Source organism: Pseudomonas sp. NY15354 (assembly GCF_048068075.1).
In the GTDB taxonomy this organism is placed as follows: Bacteria; Pseudomonadota; Gammaproteobacteria; order Pseudomonadales; family Pseudomonadaceae; genus Aquipseudomonas; species Aquipseudomonas guariconensis_C.
Genome location: NZ_JBLUPV010000004.1, coordinates 203,524 through 228,270, shown reverse-complemented (window position 1 = coordinate 228,270; position 24,747 = coordinate 203,524). Strand labels below are relative to the sequence as shown.

General features: G+C 63.2%; 26 protein-coding genes. 15 read left to right on the top strand and 11 right to left on the bottom strand.

Going from position 1 to position 24,747, the window contains the following annotated elements:
• Positions 1-170: 170 nt before the first annotated feature.
• Entirely contained in the window at positions 171-1,511 is a 1,341-nt protein-coding gene (gene gdhA / locus ACNFCH_RS06355) for an NADP-specific glutamate dehydrogenase (RefSeq protein ID WP_070092751.1), read from the top strand.
• A 110-nt stretch (positions 1,512-1,621) separates the two neighbouring features.
• Here gdhA and ACNFCH_RS06350 read toward each other — a convergent pair whose 3' ends face one another.
• The 4 genes from ACNFCH_RS06350 to ACNFCH_RS06335 all read right to left on the bottom strand — a co-directional run bounded on the left by ACNFCH_RS06350 (position 1,622) and on the right by ACNFCH_RS06335 (position 5,113).
• Positions 1,622-2,119 (bottom strand): GreA/GreB family elongation factor, encoded by a 498-nt coding sequence (locus tag ACNFCH_RS06350; RefSeq protein ID WP_337159564.1) that lies wholly within the window; start codon positions 2,117-2,119, stop codon positions 1,622-1,624.
• 67 nt (positions 2,120-2,186) lie between these two features.
• Positions 2,187-2,543 carry a hypothetical protein gene (locus tag ACNFCH_RS06345; RefSeq protein WP_196163843.1) on the bottom strand — a complete coding sequence of 119 codons (357 nt, stop codon included), beginning with the start codon at positions 2,541-2,543 and terminating at the stop codon, positions 2,187-2,189.
• Between the two features lie 148 nt (positions 2,544-2,691).
• A complete protein-coding gene (locus ACNFCH_RS06340; RefSeq protein WP_416742446.1) occupies positions 2,692-4,545 on the bottom strand; it encodes a DUF4105 domain-containing protein in 1,854 nt (617 codons plus the stop codon).
• Positions 4,546-4,624: 79 nt separating this feature from the next.
• Positions 4,625-5,113 carry a DUF3015 domain-containing protein gene (locus ACNFCH_RS06335; RefSeq protein WP_043208451.1) on the bottom strand — a complete coding sequence of 163 codons (489 nt, stop codon included), beginning with the start codon at positions 5,111-5,113 and terminating at the stop codon, positions 4,625-4,627.
• A gap of 263 nt (positions 5,114-5,376) precedes the next feature.
• Between ACNFCH_RS06335 and ACNFCH_RS06330 the strand changes: the two genes are divergently transcribed.
• The 5 genes from ACNFCH_RS06330 to ACNFCH_RS06310 all read left to right on the top strand — a co-directional run bounded on the left by ACNFCH_RS06330 (position 5,377) and on the right by ACNFCH_RS06310 (position 10,146).
• The gene (locus ACNFCH_RS06330; protein WP_337159566.1) at positions 5,377-7,815 is read left to right on the top strand and encodes a Lon protease family protein; all 2,439 of its coding nucleotides are present in this window, start codon (positions 5,377-5,379) and stop codon (positions 7,813-7,815) included.
• Positions 7,816-7,977: 162 nt separating this feature from the next.
• Complete coding sequence (locus tag ACNFCH_RS06325) at positions 7,978-8,316, top strand: hypothetical protein (RefSeq protein WP_070092746.1); 339 nt, start codon at positions 7,978-7,980, stop codon at positions 8,314-8,316.
• A gap of 186 nt (positions 8,317-8,502) precedes the next feature.
• Positions 8,503-8,991, top strand: a complete 489-nt coding sequence (locus tag ACNFCH_RS06320; RefSeq protein ID WP_043208460.1) for a TIGR00645 family protein — start codon at positions 8,503-8,505, stop codon at positions 8,989-8,991.
• A 138-nt stretch (positions 8,992-9,129) separates the two neighbouring features.
• Positions 9,130-9,435 (top strand): DUF6482 family protein, encoded by a 306-nt coding sequence (locus ACNFCH_RS06315; RefSeq protein WP_196163840.1) that lies wholly within the window; start codon positions 9,130-9,132, stop codon positions 9,433-9,435.
• 93 nt (positions 9,436-9,528) lie between these two features.
• Positions 9,529-10,146, top strand: a complete 618-nt coding sequence (locus ACNFCH_RS06310) for an FKBP-type peptidyl-prolyl cis-trans isomerase (protein ID WP_070092744.1) — start codon at positions 9,529-9,531, stop codon at positions 10,144-10,146.
• 114 nt (positions 10,147-10,260) lie between these two features.
• Here ACNFCH_RS06310 and ACNFCH_RS06305 read toward each other — a convergent pair whose 3' ends face one another.
• The 3 genes from ACNFCH_RS06305 to ACNFCH_RS06295 all read right to left on the bottom strand — a co-directional run bounded on the left by ACNFCH_RS06305 (position 10,261) and on the right by ACNFCH_RS06295 (position 12,123).
• Positions 10,261-10,506, bottom strand: coding sequence for a hypothetical protein (locus tag ACNFCH_RS06305; RefSeq protein WP_070092743.1), 246 nt, complete (start codon positions 10,504-10,506; stop codon positions 10,261-10,263).
• A 146-nt stretch (positions 10,507-10,652) separates the two neighbouring features.
• Positions 10,653-10,994: a zinc ribbon domain-containing protein YjdM gene (locus tag ACNFCH_RS06300; RefSeq protein WP_043208469.1), complete on the bottom strand. Its 342-nt coding sequence runs from the start codon at positions 10,992-10,994 to the stop codon at positions 10,653-10,655.
• Between the two features lie 160 nt (positions 10,995-11,154).
• Positions 11,155-12,123: a polyprenyl synthetase family protein gene (locus ACNFCH_RS06295; RefSeq protein WP_337159567.1), complete on the bottom strand. Its 969-nt coding sequence runs from the start codon at positions 12,121-12,123 to the stop codon at positions 11,155-11,157.
• Between the two features lie 246 nt (positions 12,124-12,369).
• On the opposite strand from ACNFCH_RS06295, the gene rplU reads away from it, so the two are divergent.
• The 5 genes from rplU to ACNFCH_RS06270 all read left to right on the top strand — a co-directional run bounded on the left by rplU (position 12,370) and on the right by ACNFCH_RS06270 (position 16,062).
• Complete coding sequence (gene rplU / locus ACNFCH_RS06290; RefSeq protein WP_003247466.1) at positions 12,370-12,684, top strand: 50S ribosomal protein L21; 315 nt, start codon at positions 12,370-12,372, stop codon at positions 12,682-12,684.
• 37 nt (positions 12,685-12,721) lie between these two features.
• Positions 12,722-12,979, top strand: coding sequence for a 50S ribosomal protein L27 (rpmA, locus tag ACNFCH_RS06285; protein ID WP_070092741.1), 258 nt, complete (start codon positions 12,722-12,724; stop codon positions 12,977-12,979).
• Between the two features lie 187 nt (positions 12,980-13,166).
• A complete protein-coding gene (cgtA, locus tag ACNFCH_RS06280; RefSeq protein ID WP_337159568.1) occupies positions 13,167-14,390 on the top strand; it encodes an Obg family GTPase CgtA in 1,224 nt (407 codons plus the stop codon).
• An 87-nt stretch (positions 14,391-14,477) separates the two neighbouring features.
• The gene (gene proB / locus ACNFCH_RS06275; protein WP_337159569.1) at positions 14,478-15,596 is read left to right on the top strand and encodes a glutamate 5-kinase; all 1,119 of its coding nucleotides are present in this window, start codon (positions 14,478-14,480) and stop codon (positions 15,594-15,596) included.
• A 31-nt stretch (positions 15,597-15,627) separates the two neighbouring features.
• Complete coding sequence (locus tag ACNFCH_RS06270) at positions 15,628-16,062, top strand: CreA family protein (RefSeq protein WP_337159588.1); 435 nt, start codon at positions 15,628-15,630, stop codon at positions 16,060-16,062.
• A 121-nt stretch (positions 16,063-16,183) separates the two neighbouring features.
• On the opposite strand, the gene mksF is transcribed toward ACNFCH_RS06270, so the two are convergent.
• From mksF to mksB, 3 genes are read right to left on the bottom strand one after another with little or no spacing between them, the layout of a single operon-like run.
• Positions 16,184-19,015, bottom strand: coding sequence for an Mks condensin complex protein MksF (gene mksF, locus ACNFCH_RS06265; RefSeq protein WP_196163834.1), 2,832 nt, complete (start codon positions 19,013-19,015; stop codon positions 16,184-16,186).
• Positions 19,012-19,719 carry an Mks condensin complex protein MksE gene (gene mksE / locus ACNFCH_RS06260; protein ID WP_070092736.1) on the bottom strand — a complete coding sequence of 236 codons (708 nt, stop codon included), beginning with the start codon at positions 19,717-19,719 and terminating at the stop codon, positions 19,012-19,014. The genes mksF and mksE overlap by 4 nt, the downstream gene beginning before the upstream one ends.
• Positions 19,709-20,986, bottom strand: coding sequence for an Mks condensin complex protein MksB (gene mksB, locus ACNFCH_RS06255; RefSeq protein ID WP_043208486.1), 1,278 nt, complete (start codon positions 20,984-20,986; stop codon positions 19,709-19,711). Before mksB ends, mksE begins: the two co-directional genes overlap by 11 nt.
• 214 nt (positions 20,987-21,200) lie before the next feature.
• Here mksB and ACNFCH_RS06250 point away from each other — a divergent pair, with 214 nt between their 5' ends.
• The 4 genes from ACNFCH_RS06250 to ACNFCH_RS06235 all read left to right on the top strand — a co-directional run bounded on the left by ACNFCH_RS06250 (position 21,201) and on the right by ACNFCH_RS06235 (position 23,780).
• Positions 21,201-21,989 (top strand): energy transducer TonB, encoded by a 789-nt coding sequence (locus tag ACNFCH_RS06250; protein WP_337159589.1) that lies wholly within the window; start codon positions 21,201-21,203, stop codon positions 21,987-21,989.
• Positions 21,986-22,441: a ribosomal protein S18-alanine N-acetyltransferase gene (rimI, locus tag ACNFCH_RS06245; protein WP_070092735.1), complete on the top strand. Its 456-nt coding sequence runs from the start codon at positions 21,986-21,988 to the stop codon at positions 22,439-22,441. The genes ACNFCH_RS06250 and rimI overlap by 4 nt, the downstream gene beginning before the upstream one ends.
• A gap of 52 nt (positions 22,442-22,493) precedes the next feature.
• Positions 22,494-23,132, top strand: coding sequence for a carbonate dehydratase (gene can, locus ACNFCH_RS06240; protein ID WP_196163832.1), 639 nt, complete (start codon positions 22,494-22,496; stop codon positions 23,130-23,132).
• Between the two features lie 63 nt (positions 23,133-23,195).
• Complete coding sequence (locus tag ACNFCH_RS06235; RefSeq protein ID WP_416742445.1) at positions 23,196-23,780, top strand: peptidase M15; 585 nt, start codon at positions 23,196-23,198, stop codon at positions 23,778-23,780.
• On the opposite strand, the gene ACNFCH_RS06230 is transcribed toward ACNFCH_RS06235, so the two are convergent.
• Positions 23,744-24,637: a LysR substrate-binding domain-containing protein gene (locus ACNFCH_RS06230; RefSeq protein WP_416742444.1), complete on the bottom strand. Its 894-nt coding sequence runs from the start codon at positions 24,635-24,637 to the stop codon at positions 23,744-23,746. The two genes, ACNFCH_RS06235 and ACNFCH_RS06230, sit on opposite strands and share 37 nt — an antisense overlap.
• Positions 24,638-24,747 lie beyond the last annotated feature (110 nt).

The following is a 24,747-nucleotide window of genomic DNA, read 5'->3' as shown; positions in this document are numbered from 1 at the left end:
AGGCCGCTTCTACAGGACAGCGATGTACGGGGAGTGGTTTGTATACAGTTATAGAAATTGCACCAGAAAATTTCAAAAAAACGACATGTCGCCCTGTTCCGGTGCGATTGGTTCTTGGTAAAGTCTCGAAAAAAACCAATAAGTCCAATCCTCTTGGTGAGATGTCTACCATGATCGAATCCGTCGACGATTTCCTGGCCCGCCTGAAGCAGCGCGACCCAGCCCAGCCTGAGTTTCACCAGGCGGTGGAAGAAGTACTGCGCAGCCTGTGGCCCTTCCTCGAAGCCAACCCCCGCTACCTGAAAGCCGGCATTCTCGAGCGCATGGTCGAGCCGGAGCGTGCCGTGCTGTTCCGCGTTTCGTGGGTCGACGACCAAGGCAAGGTGCAGGTCAACCGCGGCTATCGCATCCAGATGAGCAGCGCCATCGGCCCGTACAAGGGCGGCCTGCGTTTCCACCCGTCGGTCAACCTGGGCGTGCTCAAGTTCCTGGCATTCGAGCAGGTGTTCAAGAATTCGTTGACCTCGCTGCCCATGGGCGGCGGCAAGGGCGGCTCGGACTTCGATCCGAAGGGCAAGAGCGATGCCGAAGTCATGCGCTTCTGCCAGGCCTTCATGAGCGAGCTGTATCGCCACATCGGCGCCGACCTGGACGTGCCGGCCGGTGACATCGGCGTCGGCGCCCGTGAAATCGGCTACATGTTCGGCCAGTACAAGCGCCTTGCCAACCAGTTCACCTCGGTCCTGACCGGCAAGGGCATGACCTACGGCGGCAGCCTGATCCGCCCTGAAGCCACCGGCTACGGCTGCGTGTACTTCGCCGAGGAAATGCTCAAACGCCGTGACCTGCGTATCGATGGCCGCCGTGTGGCGATCTCGGGTTCGGGCAACGTGGCCCAGTACGCTGCGCGCAAGGTCATGGACCTGGGCGGCAAGGTCATCTCGCTGTCGGACTCCGAAGGCACTCTGTTCTGCGAAGCCGGCCTGACTGACGAGCAGTGGGATGCGCTGATGGAGCTCAAGAACGTCAAGCGTGGTCGCATCAGCGAGATGGCTGGCCAGTATGGCCTGGAGTTCCGCAAGGGCCAGACGCCATGGACCCTGCCCTGCGACATCGCGCTGCCGTGCGCCACCCAGAACGAGCTCAACGCCGAAGATGCCCGCACCCTGTTGCAAAACGGCTGCATCTGCGTGGCCGAGGGCGCCAACATGCCGACCACCCTCGAGGCTGTGGATATCTTCCTGGAAGCGGGCATCCTGTACGCGCCGGGCAAAGCTTCCAACGCCGGTGGCGTGGCGGTTTCGGGCCTGGAAATGTCCCAGAACGCCATGCGCCTGTTGTGGACTGCCGGTGAAGTGGACAGCAAGCTGCACAACATCATGCAGTCGATCCACCACGCCTGCGTGCACTATGGCGAAGAGGCCGACGGCACCATCAACTACGTCAAGGGCGCCAACATCGCCGGCTTCGTCAAGGTCGCCGATGCCATGCTGGCCCAGGGTGTGGTCTAAAACGCCTCACTGGCCCTTTCGCGGGTAAACCCGCTCCTGCATGTTCTCCGGTGCTCTCAACAACACCGCTGTACCTGTGGGGGTTACCCGCGAAAAGGGCGCCCGATGTTCTAGGGCTCGCCTTCAATGCTGACGATCTCGATCGACTGATCCCCCGCAGGTCGTCGCCACAGCACTTCATCCCCAGGCCCCGCGCCTAGCAGCGCTCGGCCCAGCGGAGAGCCCCAGTTGATCAGGCCGCGCGTGGCGTCGGCCTGGTCTTCCCCTACCAGTTGCACGCTGTGTTGCTGGCCCTGTTCGTCGACGAAAGTCACCCGGCTGCCGATCTGCACTTTCTCGGTGGAGTGGGCGGGGGGCACGACCTGGGCGCTCTGCACACGCGCGGAGAAGTACCGCAAATCCCGTTCGCTATCGGCCAGGCGCTGCTTGTCGGCACGTTCGCCTTGGGCCAGCAGTTCGCTGCGCAGTGCGTTGAGCTCGACCACGCGTTGCTGCAACTGGGCGAGCCCGCTGGCGGTGACGTAGTTGGGTTGGTCACTGACCCGTCGTTCCACCGGCTGGTTGGCCTGGGCAGCGGCCTGGTCTTCGTTGACGAATGCTCGACTCATGAAAGGCCTCCTTGTGCAGGAGACCATGGTGGCAGCTTGCGGGTTTCAACGGTTGTCCGTTTGCGACTCATTGGCGGCGATAGGCGCGTGCGGCGTCGCGGTCTTTTTCTTGCTGCCATTGCCGGTCGCGCTCATCCCAATAGCGTTCGCGATACTGGCGTAGATCCTCGTTGGACTGCATCGCATTGCACTGGCGAAAACCGTCGTCCCAACCGGTTTCGTACTGGCGCTCGTGCAGGTAGCGCGGCACGTTCTTGCGAAAGCCCCCGACCATCAACCCTGCCGCCTGGCGACCGCTGCCGCAGCCGTCCTCGAAACCGTCGGCGTAGGCAGGCGGATAGCCCTGGTCGATCATCTGCTGGTGGGCCGACTGGCAGCCTGCGAGCGACAACATTATCCACAACCCGAGCCCACACCCGCGCATGACCACATACCTCCGAACGATGCGGGGAAGTCTAGGCGGCGATTTGTCGGTGGGGCGTCAAAACCGTGTCAATGAGTCGCACAGTGTTCCTGTGTGCTGATGTGTTCGCGGGTAAACCCGCTGCCACAGACGGTGGCAGCGGGTCGACTCAGTAGTGATACCACTTCAACTCCAGCATCACCTCGTTCTGCGCGGTCGCCAGATGGCTGAACTCGCGGCTGGCGCTTAACCGCAGTCCAAGGTTCTGGCTGATTTCCCACTGCTGGTTGAGGCTCAGGCTGCGACGCACCTCGCCATTGGTGAAGTAGTCCCCCTTGGCCTCCAGGGTCAGGTTGCCCAGGCCGTTGCGCCACAACAGGCCGCCGTTGAAGCCTGCCGCCGGGGCAATGAACTGGGCGAAGTCGTTGTGATGCTCGATCCGCGCCGTTCCCAGTGCGAAGCCCAGGAGGCCGTCGGCCAATTGCCAGGTGGAACCCGCACCGCCGTTGACATGGCTGACCAGCACTTCGTCGTCATGTTTGCCCGGCACCCGCTCAAGGCCGCCCGCCACTTGCCAGGACCAGGGTTGCAGCAGTTCGTTGCGTGGGGTCAGGGAGCGGATGGTCGCAAGGTCCAGGCGTTGCACTTGCCAGTCATTGCTTTCGTATTGGCGCAGCTTGAGCTGCAGGATTTCGATTTGCGCGCCCAGCGGGAAACCGTAGGCGTTGTCGTTGAGGTCATGGTAGGCCATGCGCAGGCCGTATTCGGCGTAGGCGCGATCCTCGCGGGTACCGACGCCCAGTTGCCAGGTGCGTGACTGATGGCCGTTCTCCGGCAGGCCTGGCCGCTCGATCGCCAAGGGCGGTGGTGGGTTGCGGTTGATGGCCTGCAACAGCTCGAAGCTGCGCCGGGCCTGGGCCGGGTCACGGGCCTGGCCATTGGCGCGGTAGCGCTCCAGGCGGTAGGCGGCGTCTTGCACCAGGGCCTGGCGCTCAGGGGGCAGGGCGGTGAAGGCGGGCGCCTGCAGTTCTGCGGTATCGGCACTGACGGCCAGTACCTGCTGTTTTTCGTCGTGGTCCAGGGATTCAGCGCGGGCCAGCAGCTCGCGCTCTCGCGAGGGGCGGTAATGGACGCTGGCGACCAGGCCGGACTGCTTGACCGCCTTGACCGTGTCGGTGGGGATGGCCGTCAGCGGGAACTGCGAAGTGAGGTCCAGGCTGGGGCGCGCGACCTGCAGCAATTCCAGCAGGCGGTAGGAGCAGTTCTCGTCGAAGAAGAAGTAATCGAACTGGATCTGTTTGAGTTCCCATACATGCTCGACCATGCGCCCGGTTTCCTCGGGGGTCAGGTCCAGTTGGTATTCCCACAGGTCGCGGTTTTCCAGGCTGCGGTACTCGGAGAGTTTCTCTTGGTAGGGCATCAGCGCGAACAGGCCGGGATAGCCGCCCATCAGGCCCTTCCAGGCATAGAGGATGCTGTTGTCGCTGCCTTCGATGTAGGCGCCGAAGTTGATCGCGTAGCTCAGCAGCGTGGTGTCGTCGCTGCGGGTGTTGGACTGGTCGATGCGCAGCAGGGTATGGCCGAACATCGAAGATGGGCTGTTCAGGTAGGCCGCCGGAAAGACCAGTACGGCGCTGTGCGGATCGATGGATTTGTACCAGGTGGTGAACTCCTGGCAGTTCGGTTGTGGCAAGTCCGTGAGCTGCAGTTGCTCGCGCAGCCAGCGGGTGCGGGCGGGGAAGACGCACTGGGCATGCTTGTCGCCCAGGCTGGCCGGGGCATACAGAGCCTGGACCGTGGCCTGGAGCTCCTGCTCGGGGTGATGGGCGCCATCGGGGGCCAGGAAGAACGCGTCATCGTCCACATAGCTGCGCCAGCCGCCGAGCTTGGCCGTTTCGTAATGGCCCAGGGCAATCCAGTAAGGGGTGGAGGCCAGTTGTTGGACGCGCGCCTGATCGAGCTGTGGCGCGGCATGAAGTGGAGCACTGGCGACCAGCGCCAGGGAAGCGAGGCGTTTGAGCATATCGGGCAACTACGTCTGGATGATGCCGAAGGTGAAAGTGACCGAACCCGCCCCGGAGCCGGGGCGGGAAGGGCAGGACTCAAGCCTCGGTGGCGTATTTGGCCAGGCGTGGGTCGCTCTTGAGAACAGCGAGCGTGTTGCTGTGGACAGTTTCGGCCGTGACGTCGGCGCTGCTGAAGATTTCGCTGAAATGCTGGTGAGTGACAGCGGCGAAGTGCGCGCGGTCTTCAGGTGCCACACCAAGGACCACGGCATAAGTGGTCAGGGCTTCGCCCTGGCCCTGGGCCATGTCTTCGGAGAGTTCGTTCATCATGCCGTTCATGGCGAACCAGGATTTGCCGCCATAGGTGAGCGCTGCCTTGGTCGAGCAGCCGTTGGTGCCGGAGGTCATGCCGAAGGTCGCGTTGCCGGAAGTGCCGTTGGTGGTGGAAGCCAGGAAGTGGGCCGGTGTACCGCGCTGGCCCTCGAACAGCAAGTTGCCCCAGCCGCAGTTCGGGCCGCCTGGCGCTTCAGCCATGGCATTGATCGAAACTGCGGCGAACAGAGTACCCAGAAGAATCCGTTTCATAGCTTTGTTCTCTTTTTCGGTTTCAGTAGACGTACCAATGGTCAGGGTTCTGGCAACGCGGTTGCCAGGGTCGGGAAAGCAATACGCCCACCCGCGCAGGTTGGAGTTTAGGCACGATCCAAAGGTTGCGTTATTTATTGCGAAAAATTGCTTGCGCATTCGCATCGGCTGGGCTGCGACATAAAGTCCCGCCAAGCCTTGCAAGCAGCGCGCGGGCAGCGCCAGAATGCCTTTCATCCGCCCCGCCGAAGTAAGGAAACCCAATGCCCGATTCTGTCGCCTCGCGCCTGCGTCTCGCGCCCGAAGCCCTGACCCGGCGTTTCTCCGCTGAGCAGTTTGCCTTTTCCACCACTGACGATCTGGAGCCGTTTCGAGGGGTCCTGGGCCAGGAACGCGCCGTAGAGGCCCTGCAGTTCGGCGTGGCCATGCCGCGCCCAGGCTACAACGTGTATGTCATGGGCGAGCCGGGCACCGGCCGCTTCTCGTTCGTCAAGCGCTACCTCAAGGCCGAGGGCAAGCGCCAGCAGACGCCGTCTGACTGGGTCTATGTCAACAACTTCGACGACACCCGCGAGCCACGGGCACTGGAGTTGCCGGCCGGCAGCGCCAATGAGTTCATCACCGACATGAACGGCCTGATCGACAACTTGCTGGCCACGTTCCCGGCAGTGTTCGAACACCCGTCCTACCAACAGAAGAAAGGCGCGATCGACCGGGCCTTCAACCAACGCTATGACCGTGCTCTGGATGTGATCGAGCGGGCGTCGCTGGAAAAGGACGTGGCCCTGTACCGCGACGCCAGCAACGTCGCCTTCACCCCCATGGCCGATGGCAAGGCACTGGACGAGGCCGAGTTCGCCCAACTGCCTGAGGAGGTGCGCGAGCAGTTCCACGAGGATATCGCCGAACTGGAAGAGCGCCTCAACGAAGAGCTGGCCAGCCTGCCGCAGTGGAAGCGTGAGTCGAACAACCAGCTGCGTCAGCTCAACGAAGAAACCATCACCCTGGCCCTGCAACCACTGCTGGCCCCGCTGTCCGAAAAGTATGCGGAGAATGCGGCCGTCTGCGCCTACCTGCAGTCCATGCAACTGAACCTGCTGCGCACCGTGGTCGAGCAACTGGTCGACGACAGCAAGACCGATGCGGTGGCCCGCAAGATGCTCGAGGAGCAATACGCCCCGAGCCTGGTGGTTGGCCACCATGTCAGCGGCGGAGCGCCGATGGTCTTCGAGCCGCATCCGACCTACGACAACCTGTTCGGCCGTATTGAATACAGCACCGACCAGGGCGCCCTCTATACCTCCTACCGCCAGCTGCGCCCTGGGGCGCTGCACCGGGCCAACGGTGGCTTCCTGATCCTTGAGGCGGAGAAGATGCTCGGCGAGCCGTTCGTTTGGGACGCCCTCAAGCGCGCCCTGCAATCGCGCAAGCTGAAAATGGAATCGCCGCTGGGTGAGCTGGGGCGGGTCGCCAGCGTGACCCTCACACCGCAAATGATCCCGCTCACCATCAAGCTGGTCATCATTGGCTCGCGCCAGCTGTACTACGCCCTGCAGGACCACGACTCGGACTTCCAGGAGATGTTCCGTGTGCTGGTGGACTTCGACGAAGACATGCCGATGGTCGACGAGAACCTCGAGCAGTTCGCCCAGTTGCTGCGCACCCGCACCAACGAGGAAGGCATGGCCCCGCTGACCAGCGATGCCGTGGCGCGCCTGGCCACCTACAGCGCCCGCCTGGCGGAGAACCAGTCGCGCCTGTCGGCGCGTATCGGTGACCTGTTCCAGTTGGTCAGCGAGGCGGACTTCATCCGTCAACTGGCCAGCGAGGAAATGACCGATGCCGGGCACATCGAGCGCGCCCTCAAGGCCAAGGCCACGCGCACCGGGCGGGTTTCGCAGCGGGTGCTCGACGACATGCTCGCCGGTATCATCCTGATCGACACCGAGGGCGCCGCCATCGGCAAGTGCAACGGTCTGACCGTGCTCGAGGTCGGGGATTCGGCGTTCGGCATGCCGGCACGGATCTCCGCCACGGTCTATCCGGGTGGCAGCGGCATCGTCGACATCGAGCGCGAGGTCAACCTGGGCCAGCCGATTCACTCCAAGGGCGTGATGATCCTCACCGGTTACCTGGGCAGCCGTTACGCCCAGGAGTTCCCGCTGGCGATCTCGGCAAGCATCGCGCTGGAGCAGTCCTATGGGTATGTCGACGGGGACAGCGCATCGCTCGGCGAAGTCTGCACCCTGATCTCGGCCTTGTCCCGTACCCCGCTCAAGCAGTGCTTCGCCATCACCGGATCGATCAACCAGTTCGGTGAGGTGCAGGCGGTGGGTGGTGTCAACGAGAAGATCGAAGGCTTCTTCCGCCTCTGTGAGGCTCGCGGCCTGACGGGCGAGCAAGGCGTGATCATCCCACGTGCCAACGTGGCCACGCTGATGCTCGATGAGCGGGTGGTACAGGCGGTCGAGGCCGGACGGTTCCACGTCTATGCCGTCAGCCAGGCCGATGAGGCCCTGAGCCTGCTGGTGGGCGAGGAAGCCGGGGCGCCTGACGAGAAGGGCCAGTTCCCCGAAGGCAGTGTCAACGCACGGGTAGTCGAACGCTTGCGGGTGATTGCCGAGATGATCAGCGAGGAAGACATCAAGGAAGCCGAAAAAGAACGCATGGAAGAGGTCGTGGCCCAAGCGAACCCTGCTTGAGTCAATAAACCGGCGCTGGAGGCAAATGGCTACCGTTCAGCGCCGGTTTTCCATCTTTTTGCGCGCGTCTTCTATGCTGGAACTAAGGACGGCATCAGCGTTCAGGATGGAAACAGCCTGAAGTGTTCGGGCTGAACAAGGCTTCACAGAGGGGACGCCGCCATGCGCAACCTCAGCCTCACTCGCCAGTGCCTGGGCCTGGTGACACGTATCGAGTGCAGTATCCGTCCGCTGGCCGGCGACACGGGGATGTGGACCTTGCTCTTCGCGGCCGGCATGGAAGGAGAGCAACCTTCGGCCATCAAGGCCCAAGGGCCGTTCCATGGTCCGCTGGTCGCCGAGTCCGTGCTCAATGCCATCGTCGATAGCCTGACGCTGCACGGTTATCAGGTCGCTGATGACCGGCAAATCTGGTGCTTGCACCTGCAAGCGCAGTTGCGAAGGATCAATGGCGAGCGCTGCCGAAACCTTGGGGACTTCCAGTTTCATCCCGAGACCTGAGTTCCAAGGTAGTCGTTGCGTTCGGCGCTGCCGGGTTTGCAGGTAGACGCGTTCACAGGTGGAGGCGGGCGTCCTCATGGGCACGCGTTTACCCGCGAAGCTCAGGGGACCCAGGCTTTTGCTGTCTTGGAGGGGTAGCTATACTCGCGCTCGTTTTTTCGCCATCTGACGAGTCTCTATCCCCCCATGGAACGTATCCTTGAAAATGCGATGTATGCCTCGCGCTGGCTGCTCGCTCCCATCTACTTCGGCCTGTCGCTGGGCTTGCTGGCCCTGGCGCTGAAGTTCTTCCAGGAAGTCATCCACGTCCTGCCCAACGTTTTCGCCCTGAGCGAGGCTGATCTGATTCTGGTGATTCTGTCGCTGATCGACATGTCGCTGGTCGGTGGCCTGTTGGTGATGGTGATGATCTCTGGCTACGAGAACTTCGTCTCGCAGTTGGATATCGACGACAACAAAGAGAAGCTCAACTGGCTGGGCAAGATGGACTCTTCCTCGCTGAAGATGAAAGTCGCGGCCTCCATCGTGGCGATCTCCTCGATTCACCTGTTGCGGGTGTTCATGGATGCCCAGAACATCTCCACCGACTACCTGATGTGGTATGTGATCATCCACATGACGTTCGTGGTTTCGGCGTTCGTCATGGGTTATCTGGACAAGCTCACCAAGCACTGATCGCCGCTGTCGCCGAGCACTGAACCGCCGCCCGTCCGTTGCCAAACGGACGGGCGGTTGCGTTCATGGCTTGTGATTTTTCAGTCTGTGTACAAAAAATGAGCAGTCATGCGTGGTTCCCACTTGTGAGGTGCTCTCATGAACCTGCAACAGCTCAATGTCGAAGCCAGGGCTGGCCATGTCGAGGAGCTCAACCTGATCGCCATCGAGGGCGGTGACTATCTGCTCGAAGCCCGGGTCCAAGGCCATGCCCACCCGCTGGCAGACGGCCGTGGTGAACGGCTGAGGGTGCATTCGGTGGAGGATGCGCGGCAGTTGCTCAACGCTTTGCCGCTGTTGTCCATGAATCTCGTGCACTGGTCTGTCCAGGACGAGATGTGCGGCATGGGCTCGCATCCGGAGGAAGACCTGAAGGTGCCGATCTCCCAGCGCTCGGCCTGGTAACCCTGGTTGCTGAATCACTACGCCGCTGTGTGCTAGGCTTCTTGCCCTTTTTCATGCAGGGCGGATTTCCTTCGCCCTCAAGCGGAGAGTGAAATGTCCGAACTGAACCTGAGCACCGACGAAACGCGCGTCAGCTACGGCATTGGCCGTCAGCTGGGCGGTCAACTGCGTGACAACCCGCCACCAGGCGTCAGCCTGGACGCCATCCTGGCCGGTCTGACCGACGCTTTCAACGGCGCCGAGAGCCGTGTCAGCGAAGCCGACCTGTCGGCTAGCTTCAAGGTCATCCGTGAACTGATGCAAGCCGAAGCTGCCGCCAAGGCCGAAGCCGCCGCTGCCGCTGGCAAGCAATTCTTGGTCGATAACGCCAAGCGTGACGGTATCACTACCCTGGCGTCGGGCCTGCAGTACGAAGTCCTGACCGCGGGCGAAGGCGCCAAGCCGACTCGCGAAGACAACGTGCGTACCCACTACCACGGCACCCTGATCGACGGCACTGTGTTCGACAGCTCCTACGATCGTGGCCAGCCGGCTGAATTCCCGGTCGGTGGCGTGATCGCTGGCTGGACCGAGGCCCTGCAACTGATGAACGCCGGCAGCAAATGGCGTCTGTACGTGCCGAGCGAGCTGGCCTATGGCGCTCAGGGCGTCGGTAGCATCCCACCGCACAGCGTGCTGGTGTTCGACGTCGAGCTGCTCGACGTTCTGTAATACCGTTGGGGCCGCCTAGCGGCCCAATCGCAGGACACGCCCGCTCCCACCGTTATCGTGCATTCAGTATTGGTGGGGGCAGGGCGAGCCTGCAGTGGTGCTGGGCGAACCCCTTCAGCTCCACTCTGTTCCCCCAGGGCGCAATGCCCGGGCATAGCAATACAGAAACAGATTTCGCACCAACTCCTTTAGCACTCCCGGCTCGCTTGAATTCAGGCCATTGAGGTCCAGGTCGCCCTGGTCGCGCAGTTCGTCGAGCGCTTCTTGCTCGAGCACGGCGCAGACTTCGCCTGTTTCGCGGTGCAGGATACGCAGGTAGGGGTGGGGCCGGTCGAGCCAGGCATCGATGAGATAGGTCATGGCTGTTCTCCTTGGAATACGTTTCCAATGAGAATAATTCTTATTACTTGAATAGCAAGTCCCTATTGGAAGTTTTCTTCCGGGCGGGGTAGGGACTTGTTGCGGGATCCGACGGAGCTGCCTGGGTGGCAGCCCCGGTGCGGGGATCAGACCTTGCGCACGAACTCGGACTTCAGCTTCATGGCGCCGATGCCGTCGATCTTGCAGTCGATATCGTGGTCGCCGTCGCACAGGCGGATGTTCTTGACCTTGGTACCGACCTTCACCACCAGGGACGAACCCTTGACCTTGAGGTCCTTGATGACGGTGACGGTGTCGCCATCCTGCAGGACATTGCCGACCGAATCCTTCTTCACCACGTCGTCGCTGGCGGCTTCGGCTTCGCCATTGGCCGACCACTCGTGGGCGCATTCGGGGCAGATCAGTTGAGTGCCATCCTCATAGGTGTATTCGGAGTTGCATTTGGGGCAAGGTGGCAAAGTGCTCACAGGGGTTCCTCAAGACAAGCGGGATTAAGGCCCACATTGTATAAGGTTTTGATCGGATAGTGTGTTTTGCCTGCACAAATGCATTCGCGGGTAAACCCGCTCACACAAGTGCACTACTTGTGGGAGCGGGTTTACCCGCGAATGAGGGCTGATGCGATCTTTAGTGGGTACGGGCTACCGCAAACTCGCTCAGTTCGATCAATGCTTCACGGTATTCGCTCGCTGGCAGCACTTCCAGGCATTCGATGGCGCGCTTGACGTAGTCGCGGGCCAGTTGGGCGGTGTAGTCCAGGGCGCCGGAGGCTTCGACGGCGACGCGGATCTGCTCCAGGTCCTCGATTCCGCCTTTCTGAATCGCCTGGCGTACCAAGGCGGCCTGTTCGGCGGTGCCTTCGCGCATGGTGTAGATCAGCGGCAGGGTAGGCTTGCCCTCGGCCAGGTCGTCGCCGACGTTCTTGCCCAGGGTCTGCGAGTCGCCTTTGTAGTCCAGCAGGTCGTCGACCAGCTGGAAGGCCACGCCCAGGTGGTCGCCGAAGGTGCGCAGGGCCTCGCGCTGCTCGTCGCTGGCACCGGCCAGTGCGGCGGCGCTGTGGGTGGAGGCTTCGAACAGCATCGCGGTCTTGCCGCGGATGACGTCCATGTAGACCTCTTCAGTGGTGCTGGCATCGCGAACGCGCGACAACTGCAACACTTCGCCCTCGGCGATCACCCGGGTGGCCTTGGAGAGAATCTGCATGACCGGCATCGAGCCCAGTTCGACCATCATCTCGAACGAGCGCGAGTAGAGGAAGTCGCCGACCAGCACGCTCGGGGCGTTGCCCCACAGGGCGTTGGCGGTGGAGCGGCCACGGCGCATGCCGGACATGTCGACCACGTCGTCGTGCAGCAGGGTGGCGGTGTGCAGGAACTCGATGGTCGCCGCCAGCAGGCGCAGGTCGTCGCCTTCACGGCCCAGGGCCTTGCCGCACAGCAGTACCAGCAGGGGGCGCAGGCGCTTGCCGCCAGCGGACGTGATATAGTCGCCGATCTTCGATACCAGCGGCACGCGCGAGGTCAGCTGCTTCTTGATGATCTCGTCGACGGCGCTGAAATCGTCAGCTACCGCGCGGTAGAAGGTTTGGGGTTGCATCGGCTGCTCCATTGAGGTTGCGCGGCATGCTAGGTCGCGGGTCCCGGTGTGTCAAGGCGCGGTGCCCGTGGCCCCTGGCCGCCACTTGCAAGCATTTATTGGGTTGCGTACAATCGCGCACCCTAACTTCCTGGGCAGCACCTGCCTTACGCAATTGCACCGGGCCGTTCCAGCCTAGTGCAGCCATGCCAGCCAATACTCATCATATAAAGCGCTGGGTGAGCAGGATTATCGGAGAAATACCCAATGTCTTACGCAGTAATCGTTACCGGCGGCAAGCAGTACAAAGTCGCTGAAGGTGAATTCCTCAAGATCGAGAAACTGGAAGTCGCCACTGGCGAATCCGTGACCTTCGATCGCGTTCTGCTGGTCGCCAACGGCGAAGAAGTCACCATCGGCGCTCCAGTCGTCGCAGGTGCCAAGGTTGTGGCTGAAGTCGTTTCGCAAGGCCGTCACGACAAGGTTCGCATCATCAAGTTCCGTCGTCGTAAGCACCACATGAAGCGCATGGGCCACCGCCAGTGGTTCACCGAGATCAAAATCACCGGTATCCAGGCTTAATCGCCCCGATCCCCTGAATTTATTGGAGAATTGAACCATGGCACACAAAAAGGCTGGTGGTAGTACTCGTAACGGTCGCGACTCAGAATCGAAACGCCTTGGCGTGAAGATGTATGGTGGCCAGGTTATCAAGCCAGGCAACATCATCGTCCGCCAGCGCGGCACCGAATTCCACGCTGGCTACGGCGTTGGTATGGGCAAGGATCACACTCTGTTCGCTAAGATCGAAGGCGTGATCAAGTTCGAGAAGAAAGGCGAGTTCAACCGCCGTTACGTGAGCATCGTCGCAGCCTAATCGCGACGTCGCTTCAGAAGCCCCGTCATGCGACGGGGCTTTTTCGTTTGTGGTGAGCCTCTTGCAAAGCTGTTTGTATGGGCTGCCGGCGTGGGTTTCTACGGTCGTACGGGGCCGCCGCGCTCATTTTTGCAAGAGCCTCAGGTTTTCAAGTATTCAGCTCGCCGGAAGGCGAGAGGCGGTTTTTATGAAGTTTGTTGACGAAGTATCGATCCGGGTCAAGGCCGGTGATGGTGGCAATGGTTGCATGAGCTTCCGCCGCGAGAAGTTCATCGAGAACGGTGGCCCCAACGGCGGTGACGGTGGCGACGGCGGCTCGGTGTACATGGTTGCCGACGAGAACCTCAACACCCTGGTCGACTATCGCTATACCCGTCACCACGAAGCCCAGCGTGGTCAGAACGGTGGCAGCACCGACTGCACCGGCAAGAAGGGCGAAGACCTGTTCCTGCGTGTGCCGGTTGGCACCACCGTGATCGACGCCTCGACCCAGGAAGTCATCGGGGATTTGGTCACCCCCGGGCAGAAGCTGATGGTCGCCCAGGGCGGCTGGCACGGCCTGGGTAATACCCGCTTCAAGTCCAGCACCAACCGTGCGCCGCGCCAGACCACGCCTGGCAAGCCGGGTGAGCAGCGCGACCTGAAGATGGAGCTGAAGGTCCTGGCCGACGTCGGTCTGCTGGGCCTGCCGAACGCCGGCAAGAGCACCTTCATTCGTTCGGTGTCCGCGGCCAAGCCAAAAGTCGCCGACTACCCGTTCACCACCCTGGTGCCGAATCTGGGCGTGGTCAGCGTCGATCGTTGGAAGAGCTTCGTCATCGCCGACATCCCGGGCCTGATCGAAGGTGCCTCCGATGGCGCTGGCCTGGGTATCCGCTTCCTCAAGCACCTGGCGCGTACCCGTGTGCTGTTGCACCTGGTCGACCTGGCGCCGCTCGATGGCAGCAGCCCGGCCGATGCCGCTGAAATCATCCTCAACGAGCTGGCGCAGTTCAGCCCGGCGCTGATCGATCGTGAGCGCTGGCTGGTGCTGAACAAGGCCGACATGATCATGGACGAGGAGCGTGAGGAGCGCGTCAAGGAAGTCGTCGAGCGCCTGAACTGGGATGGCCCGGTCTATGTGATCTCGGCCATTGCCAAGCAGGGCACCGAGCAGCTCAGCCATGACTTGATGCGTTACCTGGAAGACCGTGCCGACCGCCTGGCCAACGATCCCGCCTTCGCCGAGGAACTGGCCGAGCTCGACCAGCGCATCGAAGACGAGGCCCGGGCCCAGTTGCAGGCGCTGGATGACGCGCGCACACTGCGCCGCACTGGCGTCAAGAGCGTGCATGACATCGGCGACGACGATGACTGGGATGATTTCGAGGACGACGAAGACGGCCCGGAAATCATTTACGTGCGCGACTGATCGGTTGCAGTACACTAAACGCCGCTCGAACGAGCGGCGTTTTTGTATCTACGGTATCTACAGATTCGACATAGGTTGGAAGAGAAGATGCGAAGCAAGGTGACAGGCGCCAAGCGCTGGGTCGTGAAGATCGGCAGCGCCCTGCTGACGGCGGATGGCAAAGGCCTCGACCGCGGCGCCATGGCCGTCTGGGTCGAGCAGATGGTCGCACTGCGGGAAGCAGGCGTGGAATTGGTGCTGGTCTCCTCCGGGGCCGTGGCAGCGGGCATGAGCCAGCTGGGCTGGACCTCGCGACCGAGCGCGATGAACGAGCTGCAAGCCGCTGCCTCCCTCGGCCAGATGCGCCTGGTGCAGGCGTGGGAGTCGAGCTTTGGCGAGCACGGCAAGCACACCGCGCAAATTCTTCTGACCCACGACGACCTTTCCGACCGCAAACGTTACCTCAATGCCCGCAGCACCCTGCGTACCCTGGTCGACTTGGGTGTGGTCCCGGTGATCAACGAGAACGACACCGTGGTCACCGACGAGATCCGCTTCGGCGACAACGACACCCTGGCCGCCCTGGTGGCCAACCTGGTGGAGGCCGACCTGCTGGTGATCCTCACCGACCGCGATGGCATGTTCGACGCCGACCCGCGCAACAACCCCGAGGCGCAGCTGATCTACGAGGCCCGCGCCGATGATCCGTCGCTCGATGCCGTTGCCGGCGGTACCGGTGGCGCTCTCGGTCGTGGCGGCATGCAGACCAAGCTGCGCGCCGCGCGCCTGGCTGCCCGTTCCGGTGCTCATACCATCATCATCGGTGGCCGCATCGAGCGTGTCCTGGACCGCCTGAAGGCCGGCGAGCGCCTGGGTACCCTGCTGTCGCCCGAGCGCGGCATGCTCGCCGCACGCAAGCAGTGGCTGGCCGGCCATCTGCAGACCCGCGGGACGCTGGTGCTGGACGATGGTGCCGTGAAGGCCCTGCGCGAATCGAACAAGAGCCTGCTGCCGGTCGGCGTGAAGACTGTGCAAGGCAGCTTCCGCCGCGGCGAGATGGTGATCTGCGTGGGCTCTGATGGCCGTGAAGTAGCCCGTGGTCTGGCCAACTACAGCGCTCTGGAGGCGCAGAAGATCATTGGCCAGCCGTCCGACGCCATCGAGAGCCTGCTGGGCTACAGCGCCGAGCCGGAGCTGGTGCACCGCGACAACCTGGTGCTGGTCTGAGGAGGCGAACGTGCTGAAAAGGATCATTGCCATGGCCGCCTTGGCGCTGCCGATGCTGGCCGGGGCCGATGAGATCGGCCAGGTATCCACGGTGTTCAAGTTTCTCGGGCCGAACGATCGCATCGTCGTCGAGGCGTTCGACGATCCGAAGGTCGAGGGTGTGACCTGCTACCTGTCACGGGCCAAGACGGGCGGTGTGAAAGGTGGGTTGGGCCTGGCCGAGGACCGGGCGGAGGCGTCGATCGCCTGTCGTCAGGTCGGGCCGATCAACTTCAAGGGCGAGTTGAAGGACGGCGAGGAAGTGTTCAAAGAGCGCACTTCGCTGGTGTTCAAGACCATGCAGGTGGTGCGCTTTCTCGACAAGAAGCGCAATACGCTGGTGTACCTGGTGTACAGCGACCGGATGATCGAAGGCAGCCCGCAGAATGCGGTGACGGCTATCCCCATCCTGCCTTGGGCGCATTGATACCCTGTTAAAGCATTCGCAGGTAAACCCGCTCCCACAGGTATTGCACAAGCCTCGAGGGCAGTGGATTACCTGTGTGCGGGTTTACCCGCGAATGGGCCGCAAAGCGGCCCCCATCAAATCAGGCCAATTCCTCGGCCTCATCCTCACGCACGATCGCCTTCACTTCATCGATACGGCTGATGAATTTCCAGTCAGCCTCGTCGATGTAGATGCCGTTCGGCCCGCTACCGCCTTCCAGATCGATCGCCACCCGCGCCGACACCTGCGGCTTCACGCTCGCCAGGATTGGCACGAAGCCCAACTGCTGGCTGGTTTCCAGCAATGCCGCCTGGTTGCGCTCGTCGATGTCCGCCGCTTCGTCGAGGTAGTAGGGCAGGCGGATGCGCCCGGCCAGGTCGCGGTCCATCAGGTGCAGCAACAGGTACATGTTGGTCAGCGCCTTGATGGTCATGGTGGTGCCGTTGGACGCGGCGCCATCGATGTCGGCGTGGATCACGGGTTGGCTGTTGATCTTGGTGATCTCGAAGGCCAGCTCGAAGAGGTCCTTCAGGCCCAGCTGGTTGTGGTTGGCCGCCACCAGCCGTGCCAGGTATTCCTTGGCCTCTTCGTTCTTGTGATCCTGCTCGGCGCTTTGGGTCAGGTCGAACACCGACAGGGTTTCGCCTTCCTCGTACTGCCCGGCGCTGTGGATGATCTGGTCGATGTGCTTGAGCGCTTCCTTGTTCGGTGCCAGGACCACGCGGAAGCTTTCCAGGTTGGACACCTGGCGCTTGTTGATCTCGCGGTTGAACAGCGCCAGTTGATGCTCGAGGCTGTCGTAGTCGCTGCGGATGTTGCGCAGGGTCCGGGCGATGTCGGTGACCGCCGCGCGACGGGCCTTGGCCAGGGTCAGGGCCTCTTCGGTGCGGTGCGAGTAGGCGTTGATCAGCAGCTGCAGGCGGCGCTCCATGTCGTCTTCGCTGTCGAACTTGGCCACGCCCTTGAGGCGTACCTGGGCGTACAGCGCCTCGATCTGGTTGTCCACGCGCTGCAGCGCCTGCCAGCTGTCCTGATAGTCATTGAGCAATGGCAGCAGGTTGTCCATGGAGTCGTCGACCGCCTCCATGAACGGCGTGCCGAACGGCAGGTCAGCCGGCAGCAACTGGCGACGGCGCAGGGCGTCGTCGAGGGTGCGCTGCTTGGCTTCGAGGTCGGCAATCTGGCGGCCGACCAATTGCAGCTTGGCCGACAGTTGCTGGACGCGTTCGGTGAAGGCGTCGCTGGAGCGCTTGAGCTCATCCTGAGCGGCTTCCAGCTGCGCCAGTTGCTCCATCTTCTCGGGCTCTTCGGCGCTCAGGGTTTCGCTGCGGCGGAAGTCTTCCAGGGCCTTCTGGGCATCGAGCACCTGCTGGTACAGGGCCTCGGTCTGGGCCTTGCTCGCGCTGCGGTCGGCGGCGACGGCCTGCTGGGTCTTGAGCTGCTTGAGTTCTTTTTCCAGGCGTTCTTTCTGGTCGCGCAGGGCGGCGCGGTCGGCCAGGGCCTGCAGGGCCGGTGGGTCGATGTGCGACAGGTCGATGGACAGGCCCGGCACTTCGAAACGCTCGCCCTTGAAGCTGTCGAGCACTGCTTCGAGGGTCTTGACCCAGACATCGCTGTCGTCCAGCTCGATGCCGCGATCGCCCAGTGGCAGGCTGAACAGCGCACCGTTGAACAGGCGCATCAGGCGATCGACGTCCTGCTGGGAGAACTCCTCGCGCAGGCGGGCATAGCTGTTGTTGTCGGCGTGGTCGAGCTGCTGCTTGACCTGCTTGAGGCGTTTTTCCAGATCGCGCACGCGCTCGTCGAGGTCCTCGGCGGAGAACTGGCGCGACTGGGCCAGGGCGCCGGCCAGTTCGTCGTGGGCGTCCTTGGCGGCCAGCAGTTGCTGCTCCAGGACCTTGGCGTCCTCGACCAGAGCGAAACGGTGCTTGAGCACCGACAGCTCGCCGAGCCAGCGCTGGATGCCGGTGATCTCGCGTTCCAGGCGCATCAGCTCCTGGGTGCCGCCGCGCTGATCGTTCTGCAGGCGGTCCTGCTCGCCACGGTAGTGCTCGGCCTGGATGACCAGCTCTTCCTTGCGCGCCATGGCGTATTCCTGCCAGGTGCCCAGCAGGTTATCGAGCAGAGGCGAGAGGCGGTGCAGCTTGCCGCGCAGGATGTCGCGCTGGGCGACGCCGCCGGCCAGGGCCTCGACCAGCGGGCCTGCGGCGACCAGGGCGTTGTAGTCCTGCTCCATGCGGCGCACGTCGCGGAAGGCTTCTTCGCAGGCGGCGATGTAGTCGACGCTGCCCGAGCGCAGGCTGTGCTCGAAGGCATCGAGGAACAGCTGCTTGAGCTTGGCCGCGGTGATTTCGCGCATGTGCAGCAGGTTGATGAACAGCGAGCGGAAGGTCTTGAGGCTCTGTTCGCTGGTCGAGCGCAGCGGGATCAGGGTCAGGTCCAGCGGCACCGACGTGTGGCCGCCGACCAGCAGTCGGCGCAGTTCGTCCGGCTTGAGCTCGTAGGCCTTCAGGCCGTGTTGCTCGAGGTTGGTGAACAGCTCTTTCTGGCGCAGGCAGGTGTCGTTCTTTTGGTAGTGCGCCAGGTCCAGCTGCCCCTGGTAGGCGAAGAACTGGTGACCGAAGCCGCCGCCTGGGCCGCGACCGACCACGCCGATCACATGGGGGCCGTGGGGCAGGTTCAGTTCGCAGAGGATGTAGCTGGTGTCGCTGGCGAAGTAGAACCGGCGCGATTGCTCCAGGCTGTACTTGCCGAAGCTCATGTCGGACATGCGCGCCAGGATCGGGAACTGCAAGGCGTTGATCGAGGCGGATTTACCGAGGTTGTTGGCACCGTAGACCGACAGCGGCTGCTCCAGGGGGAACAGGCCCAGGCTGTAGCCGGCGGTGTTGAGCAGTGCGAAGCGGCGGATACCGTAGCGTTCCTGGCTCATGCGTCAATCTCCTGTTGCTCTTCGCGAATGGCCCGGGCCAGGGCTTCTTCCTCGCTCTCTTCGCCGTCGAACGGTGACAGGTCGAGCGGGTCGTCGGTGCGGTTGAGTTCTTCCGGGCTCTCTTCCTCGACCAGTACCGGCGTTGGCAGCGGCAGGTCGCTGTGCAGGCTGGCGGCAAGGTCGCGGTCCTGCTGGACCGACAGGCAGACGTCGAGGAAGCGATGCATTGGCGGCAGGAAGCGATAGATGCCACCTTCCTCGTGGGCGAAGCCCAGTTGGGTCATGCGGCGCAGGATCTTTTCTTCCAGTTCGTCGACGGTCTGCACTTCGGCCTGGATGAACAGGTCGCGGTACTTTTCCAGCAGCGAAGGCAGCTCATCGCGGCCGATGCTGCCGCCGTCGAGCACGGCCATCGGGTCGCGGCCCTGGTCGGCCAGGTGCTCGACCAGGATGAAGGTGAACAGCGACAGGCGCTGGGCGGTCTTGTTGACCTGCGCGGCGGCCTGCTCGGGCACGAAGTAATAGAAGCCGCGGGTATCGCACACCAGTTCGAAGCCCAGGGCCTTGAACAGGGTGCGGTATTGGTCCTGGAAGTTCGACAGCTGGGCATACAGCTCAGGGTCGCGGCGGCTTATGTGAAAGCCTTTGAACAGCTCGCGGAAGATGGGCGCGAGCTGGGACAGTTCGGAAAGATCAAGATGCATTGGCTGGGCTCGCGTTGGATTCAGGCGTGGTTTCGCGGCTGGAGGTCAGGGCGAAGGAGCGCAGGCTGACCAGGTGCTCGCGGGTGGTGTACTCGCGGCGGTCCAGGCGTTCGCGGCTAAAGCGCTTCTCCCGCGACAGGCGCGAGAACCAGTACAGCAATTCGTCGGTGGCGCCTTCGGGTTCCTGCTCGAGCAGCCAGACCATGAGGTCCGGCAACGGCAGGGCGTCCTCGCAGCGTTCGAGCATTTCCTTGACCGTGCGCGGGGCGCGGGGCAGCGGGCCCTTCTGGCTCTTGTGCGCCTTGGGGAAGCGCGCCGGCTTGGGTTCGAAGCGGGCCAGGGCATACACATAGGCCTCCACCTGGCTGGCGCTGCCGAGGAAGGTGCTCTGCGGGCGGGTGAACATCGGCATGGCCGCATGGGGCACGGCGTCGATGCCTTTGCGGCGGATCACCGACAGGGCCAGGGCCGCGCCACGGGTGACGGCGTTGTGCCGGCGTGCTTCTTCGCGCAGTGGCAGCAGCAGCTCGCGGGCGTGGCGCAGGGTGAGCTGGGCGCTGGTCTGCATTTCGAGAATGCGCGCGTGGGTGCGCAGCAGCATGTCGTCGTCGACCAGGTGACCCAGTCGCGCCTGCTCGCCCAGCAGGCGCAGCAGCACGGTCTCGACCTTGCGCACGCCCTGCTCGAAGGCGCCGTCGGCATTGACCAGCTGGATCATCGGCTCGACGTATTCGTCCCAAGTCGCCAGGACTTCGGCGTAACGCTGGCGAAGGGGGATCTGGCGGTTGCTGGTCTTGGCCCGTTCGGCCACGGCGACCAGCGCCTGCTCATCGTTGTCGAGTTTCTTCAGGACATCGCGCACGCGCATGTCGAGCAGGCGCAGTTGGCGCGCCAGGTCGTCGCTGTCGCGGTTGTCGAAGGCGTCCTGGATGTGCCCGGCCAGGCGCTCCAGGTGGCGCAGGTAGGCTTCGATCTCCAGGCACAGGCCCAGGCGGTGCTCGCGACGCAGGTAGGCGAGGAAGTCATGGATCTGGGCGTTGAGCTCGAAGCGGTTCGGGCTCTTGGCCACCGGCACCAGGATATCCAGGCGTATCCATACGTCCAGCAGCTGGGTGATGTCCTGCGGCGTGCTCTCCACCTGCTGCCGGGCCAGCTGCTGGCGCAGTTCGACCAGGCTCAGGGTGCCCTGGTCGAAACGCTCGCACAGCGGCTCGATCAGGGCCCAGTGTTCGGCTAGGGCGCGCAGGACGCGCTTGGGTTCGATCATTGGCGGGTCGACTCGTTGCCAAATAAAAGGGGCGATTGTACTGCATCCGGGGGGGAGGATTTCACCCCTTGGTCTGTAATGAACTATGGCCTGAAGGCTTGGCCGTGTGTACCTCGTACAGTTCAAGCCTTAAATTTCCGCCGACCAGTTGCGGCGCTTGCAGGGCAACGGCGTTAGAATGGCCGACTGTTTTCGTTCCCCGGATGCCTGTGCCTTGCTGACCGAGCCCCGCCGCCGCGCCTACCTTTCCGCCATGCAAGTGGTGCATTGGCTGCCGCGCGCCGAATTGCCGTTCGCCGCGCCGTCGCGTCCGGAGCTGCTGGCGCCCTTGGCGCCGGTCGAGGATTTCGACAGGGACGTGCAGCCACCGGCGCAGCCGTCCAGGGAGGCGCCAGCCGCGCCCCAGGCTCGCTCGGTCGAGCGACCGAAGATCGAGATTCCCCGCCCCGGCACTGCGCCCAAGCCTGCCAGCAAACCGGTCGAAGCCGAGGAGCAGGCCCCCGCACCTCGGCCTGCACCTGTCCCACCGCCGCGTTTCGCCCTGCAGTTGCTGCGCGCCGGCAGTTGCCTGCTGTTGGTGGAGCTGGCGACCGGCCAGCCGTTCCAGAGCCGCGATCCGTCCTACCTGCTGCTCAAGGACATGCTGCGTGCCGCCGGCCTGCCCGATGCCCCGCAGATCATCGGCGAGCCGGTACGCTGGCCGCTGTTGGTGCGCGGCAACATGGACCAGGGCCCTGAGGCGGCGCGGGATTTCGTCCAAGGGTTCATCCAGGCTCGCCTGGAAGAGGCGCCCTGCACCTGCCTGTGGCTGGTCGGCCTGCCGGCCGTGCGCTTCGCCGGCCAGGCCGATGGCGAGGCCTACTACCAAGAACTTAAGGTCGAGGGCCTGGGCGATGCCTGGGCCTTGCCGGGCCTTGAACTGTTGATGGACGAGCCGCAGCGCAAGGCGGACGTCTGGCAAGCGATGCGCCGGCTGATGGCGCGCTGGAAGAGCGTTGAATGAGTGACTCGATCAGTTTCCGCCGAATGACCGAGGCGGATCTGGATGCCGTGCTTAAGATCGAATATGCCGCGTTCAGTCATCCCTGGACCCGCGGGATCTTTCAGGATGCGCTCAAATCCTACGAAGTGTGGCTGATGTTCGACGGCCAGCAGCAGGTGGGGCATGGCGTAATCAATGTGATCATCGACGAAGCGCACCTGCTCAACATCACCGTCAAGCCGGAGAACCAGGGGTGCGGCCTGGGGTTGCGCCTGCTCGAGCACCTGATGGCGCGGGCCTACCAGCTCAATGGTCGCGAATGCTTCCTGGAAGTACGCGCGAGCAACCAGTCGGCCTATCGTCTGTATGAGCGCTACGGATTCAACGAGATCGGCCGGCGCCGGGATTACTACCCTGTCGCGGGCGGTCGCGAAGACGCCCTGGTGATGGCCTGCACCCTGCTCGAAGAGTGACCTCGCAGGGCCAGGTCGTGTCACACAGCCATACCCTGATGAGGCAACGACCATGCATGACTTGCAGGAACTGATCGACAACAACGAACGCTGGGCCGATGCGATCAAGCAGCGCGACCCGGACTTCTTTGCCAAGCTGGCCCGTCAGCAAACCCCCGAATTCCTCTGGATCGGTTGCTCCGATGCCCGCGTGCCGGCCAACGAGATCGTCGGCATGTTGCCGGGTGATCTGTTCGTGCATCGCAATGTCGCCAACGTGGTGCTGCACACCGACCTGAACTGCCTGTCGGTGATCCAGTACGCAGTCGAGGTGCTCAAGGTCAAGCACATCCTGGTCACCGGCCACTACGGCTGCGGTGGTGTACGGGCGGCCATGCAGGACCGCCAGTTGGGCCTGATCGATGGCTGGCTGCGCTCGATCCGCGACCTGTACTACGAAAAGCGCGGCGAGCTGGCCAAGCTGGAGAGCGAAGAGGCCAAGGTCGATCGGCTGTGCGAACTCAATGTCATCCAGCAGGTCGCCAACGTGGCGCATACCAGCATCGTGCAGAACGCCTGGCATCGGGGGCAGGACCTGTCCATTCATGGTTGCATCTATGGCATCAAGGATGGTCGCTGGAAGAGCCTGGACACCACCATCAGCGGCTTTGCCCAGTTGCCGCCTCAATATCGCCTGCGGCCTCTGGAGTAACCCGCCATCTGCGGCACAGGTCTCGTGCTTTACTCGACGTAGGAGTGAACACAGGAGTGGCAGATGAAGGGCACGACGCTGCTGGCGCTGGCGGCAAGTCTGATGATGGGCGCTCACGCCCACGCCGATGATCGAGACCTGTGGATGTTCGCCCAATGGGCGGGCGACCACGAGACGCGTGCCTTCCGCCAGATGCTGGTGGATGCGCGCCTTTACGGCGTGGTGCCGATCCATCAACTGCTGCGCTCGGCCTCGGACTGGCGCCTGTGCCGGGCCTCGCCCTTCGCCGTGCCGCCGGCTGCCCAGTGGCCTCAGGTGCGTTCTACCCTGGCGTTGCTCAAGACGCTCGACGAGCAAGGCGTTCTGCGCCAGTTCGAGGTGGTCTCGGCTTATCGCGATCCGCGCCTGAACGCCTGTGCGGGCGGAGCGGTGGGTAGCGCCCACACGCGCGCCTTCGCCGTGGACGTGCTCTTGCCAGCCTGGTCAGATCCCAATCCGCTATGCCGCTTCTGGCAGCAATACGGCCAAGCCTGGAACATGGGGCTGGGGCGTTACCCGACGGGGCGCATCCATCTGGATACCGCAGGGTTTCGGACGTGGGGCGGCGACGGTCATTCGGGCTCGTCGTTTTGCATCAAGCCTAAGTGAGCCAGGCAGCTCTGGCACTCCTGAACCACCCATGTGGCAAAACGCTCGCGCTTGTCACCGGGCTCCAGTGGCCGGGGGCTGAGCAGGTGGTAGGCAGAGCCATCGCGCAAGAAGCCAAACGGCGCCTGTAGCTGCCCGCTGTCGAGTTCGTCGCGCACCATCAGGGCCGACGCAATCGCCAGGCCCAGGCCCGCGCTGGCGGCCTGGATGGACAAGTAGAAATGCTCGAAGTCGCTTCGCTCGGTATCTCGGGCTTGCCTGCCGTCCAGACGCAGCCAGGTAGCCCAGGCGTTGGGACGAGTGGCGCTGTGCAGCAGACGTTGGCCGTCGAGCCTGCTGCTCAGGTTGGGTTGGCAGACGGGGCCGATCCATTCGTCGCAGATCTTCAGGCTATGCAGTTGCCGGTCCCAATGAAAGTCGTCACGCCGCAGGGCCAGGTCGACGCCCGCGCGGGCGAAGTCCACGGGGCCGCCAGCGGCCACCAGGTGCAGTTGCAGGTCCGGATGGGCGGCGTGGAAGCGGGGCAGGCGCGGAATCAGCCAGCGCATGGCGATGGTCGGTTCGCACGACAGCACCAGTACGTTATCGCGCTCCTGTGTTTGCAGACGCTGCACGGTGCCTTCCAGTTGCTCGAAGATCGACTGGGTGGTGCTGTGTAGCATCCTCCCCGCAGCGGTGAGAAAGATCGCCCGGTTGCGTCGTTCGAACAGCTCGACGCCAAGGCTCTCTTCCAGCAGGCGCACCTGGCGGCTGACTGCCCCATGGGTCACATGCAGGCGCTCGGCGGCGCGCACGAAGCTTTCGGTTTCGGCGGCGATGTCGAAGTAACGAAAAGCGGTAAGCGGCGGCAGTTTCATGATCGTATCGGCGCGATAGCCCTATGGGCGCGGGCTCACCCGCGAGGAGAACAACGCAGCTTCGAGGGCGGGTCCGCTCCCGAATCTGTGAATAAAACTAGCGGATTCGT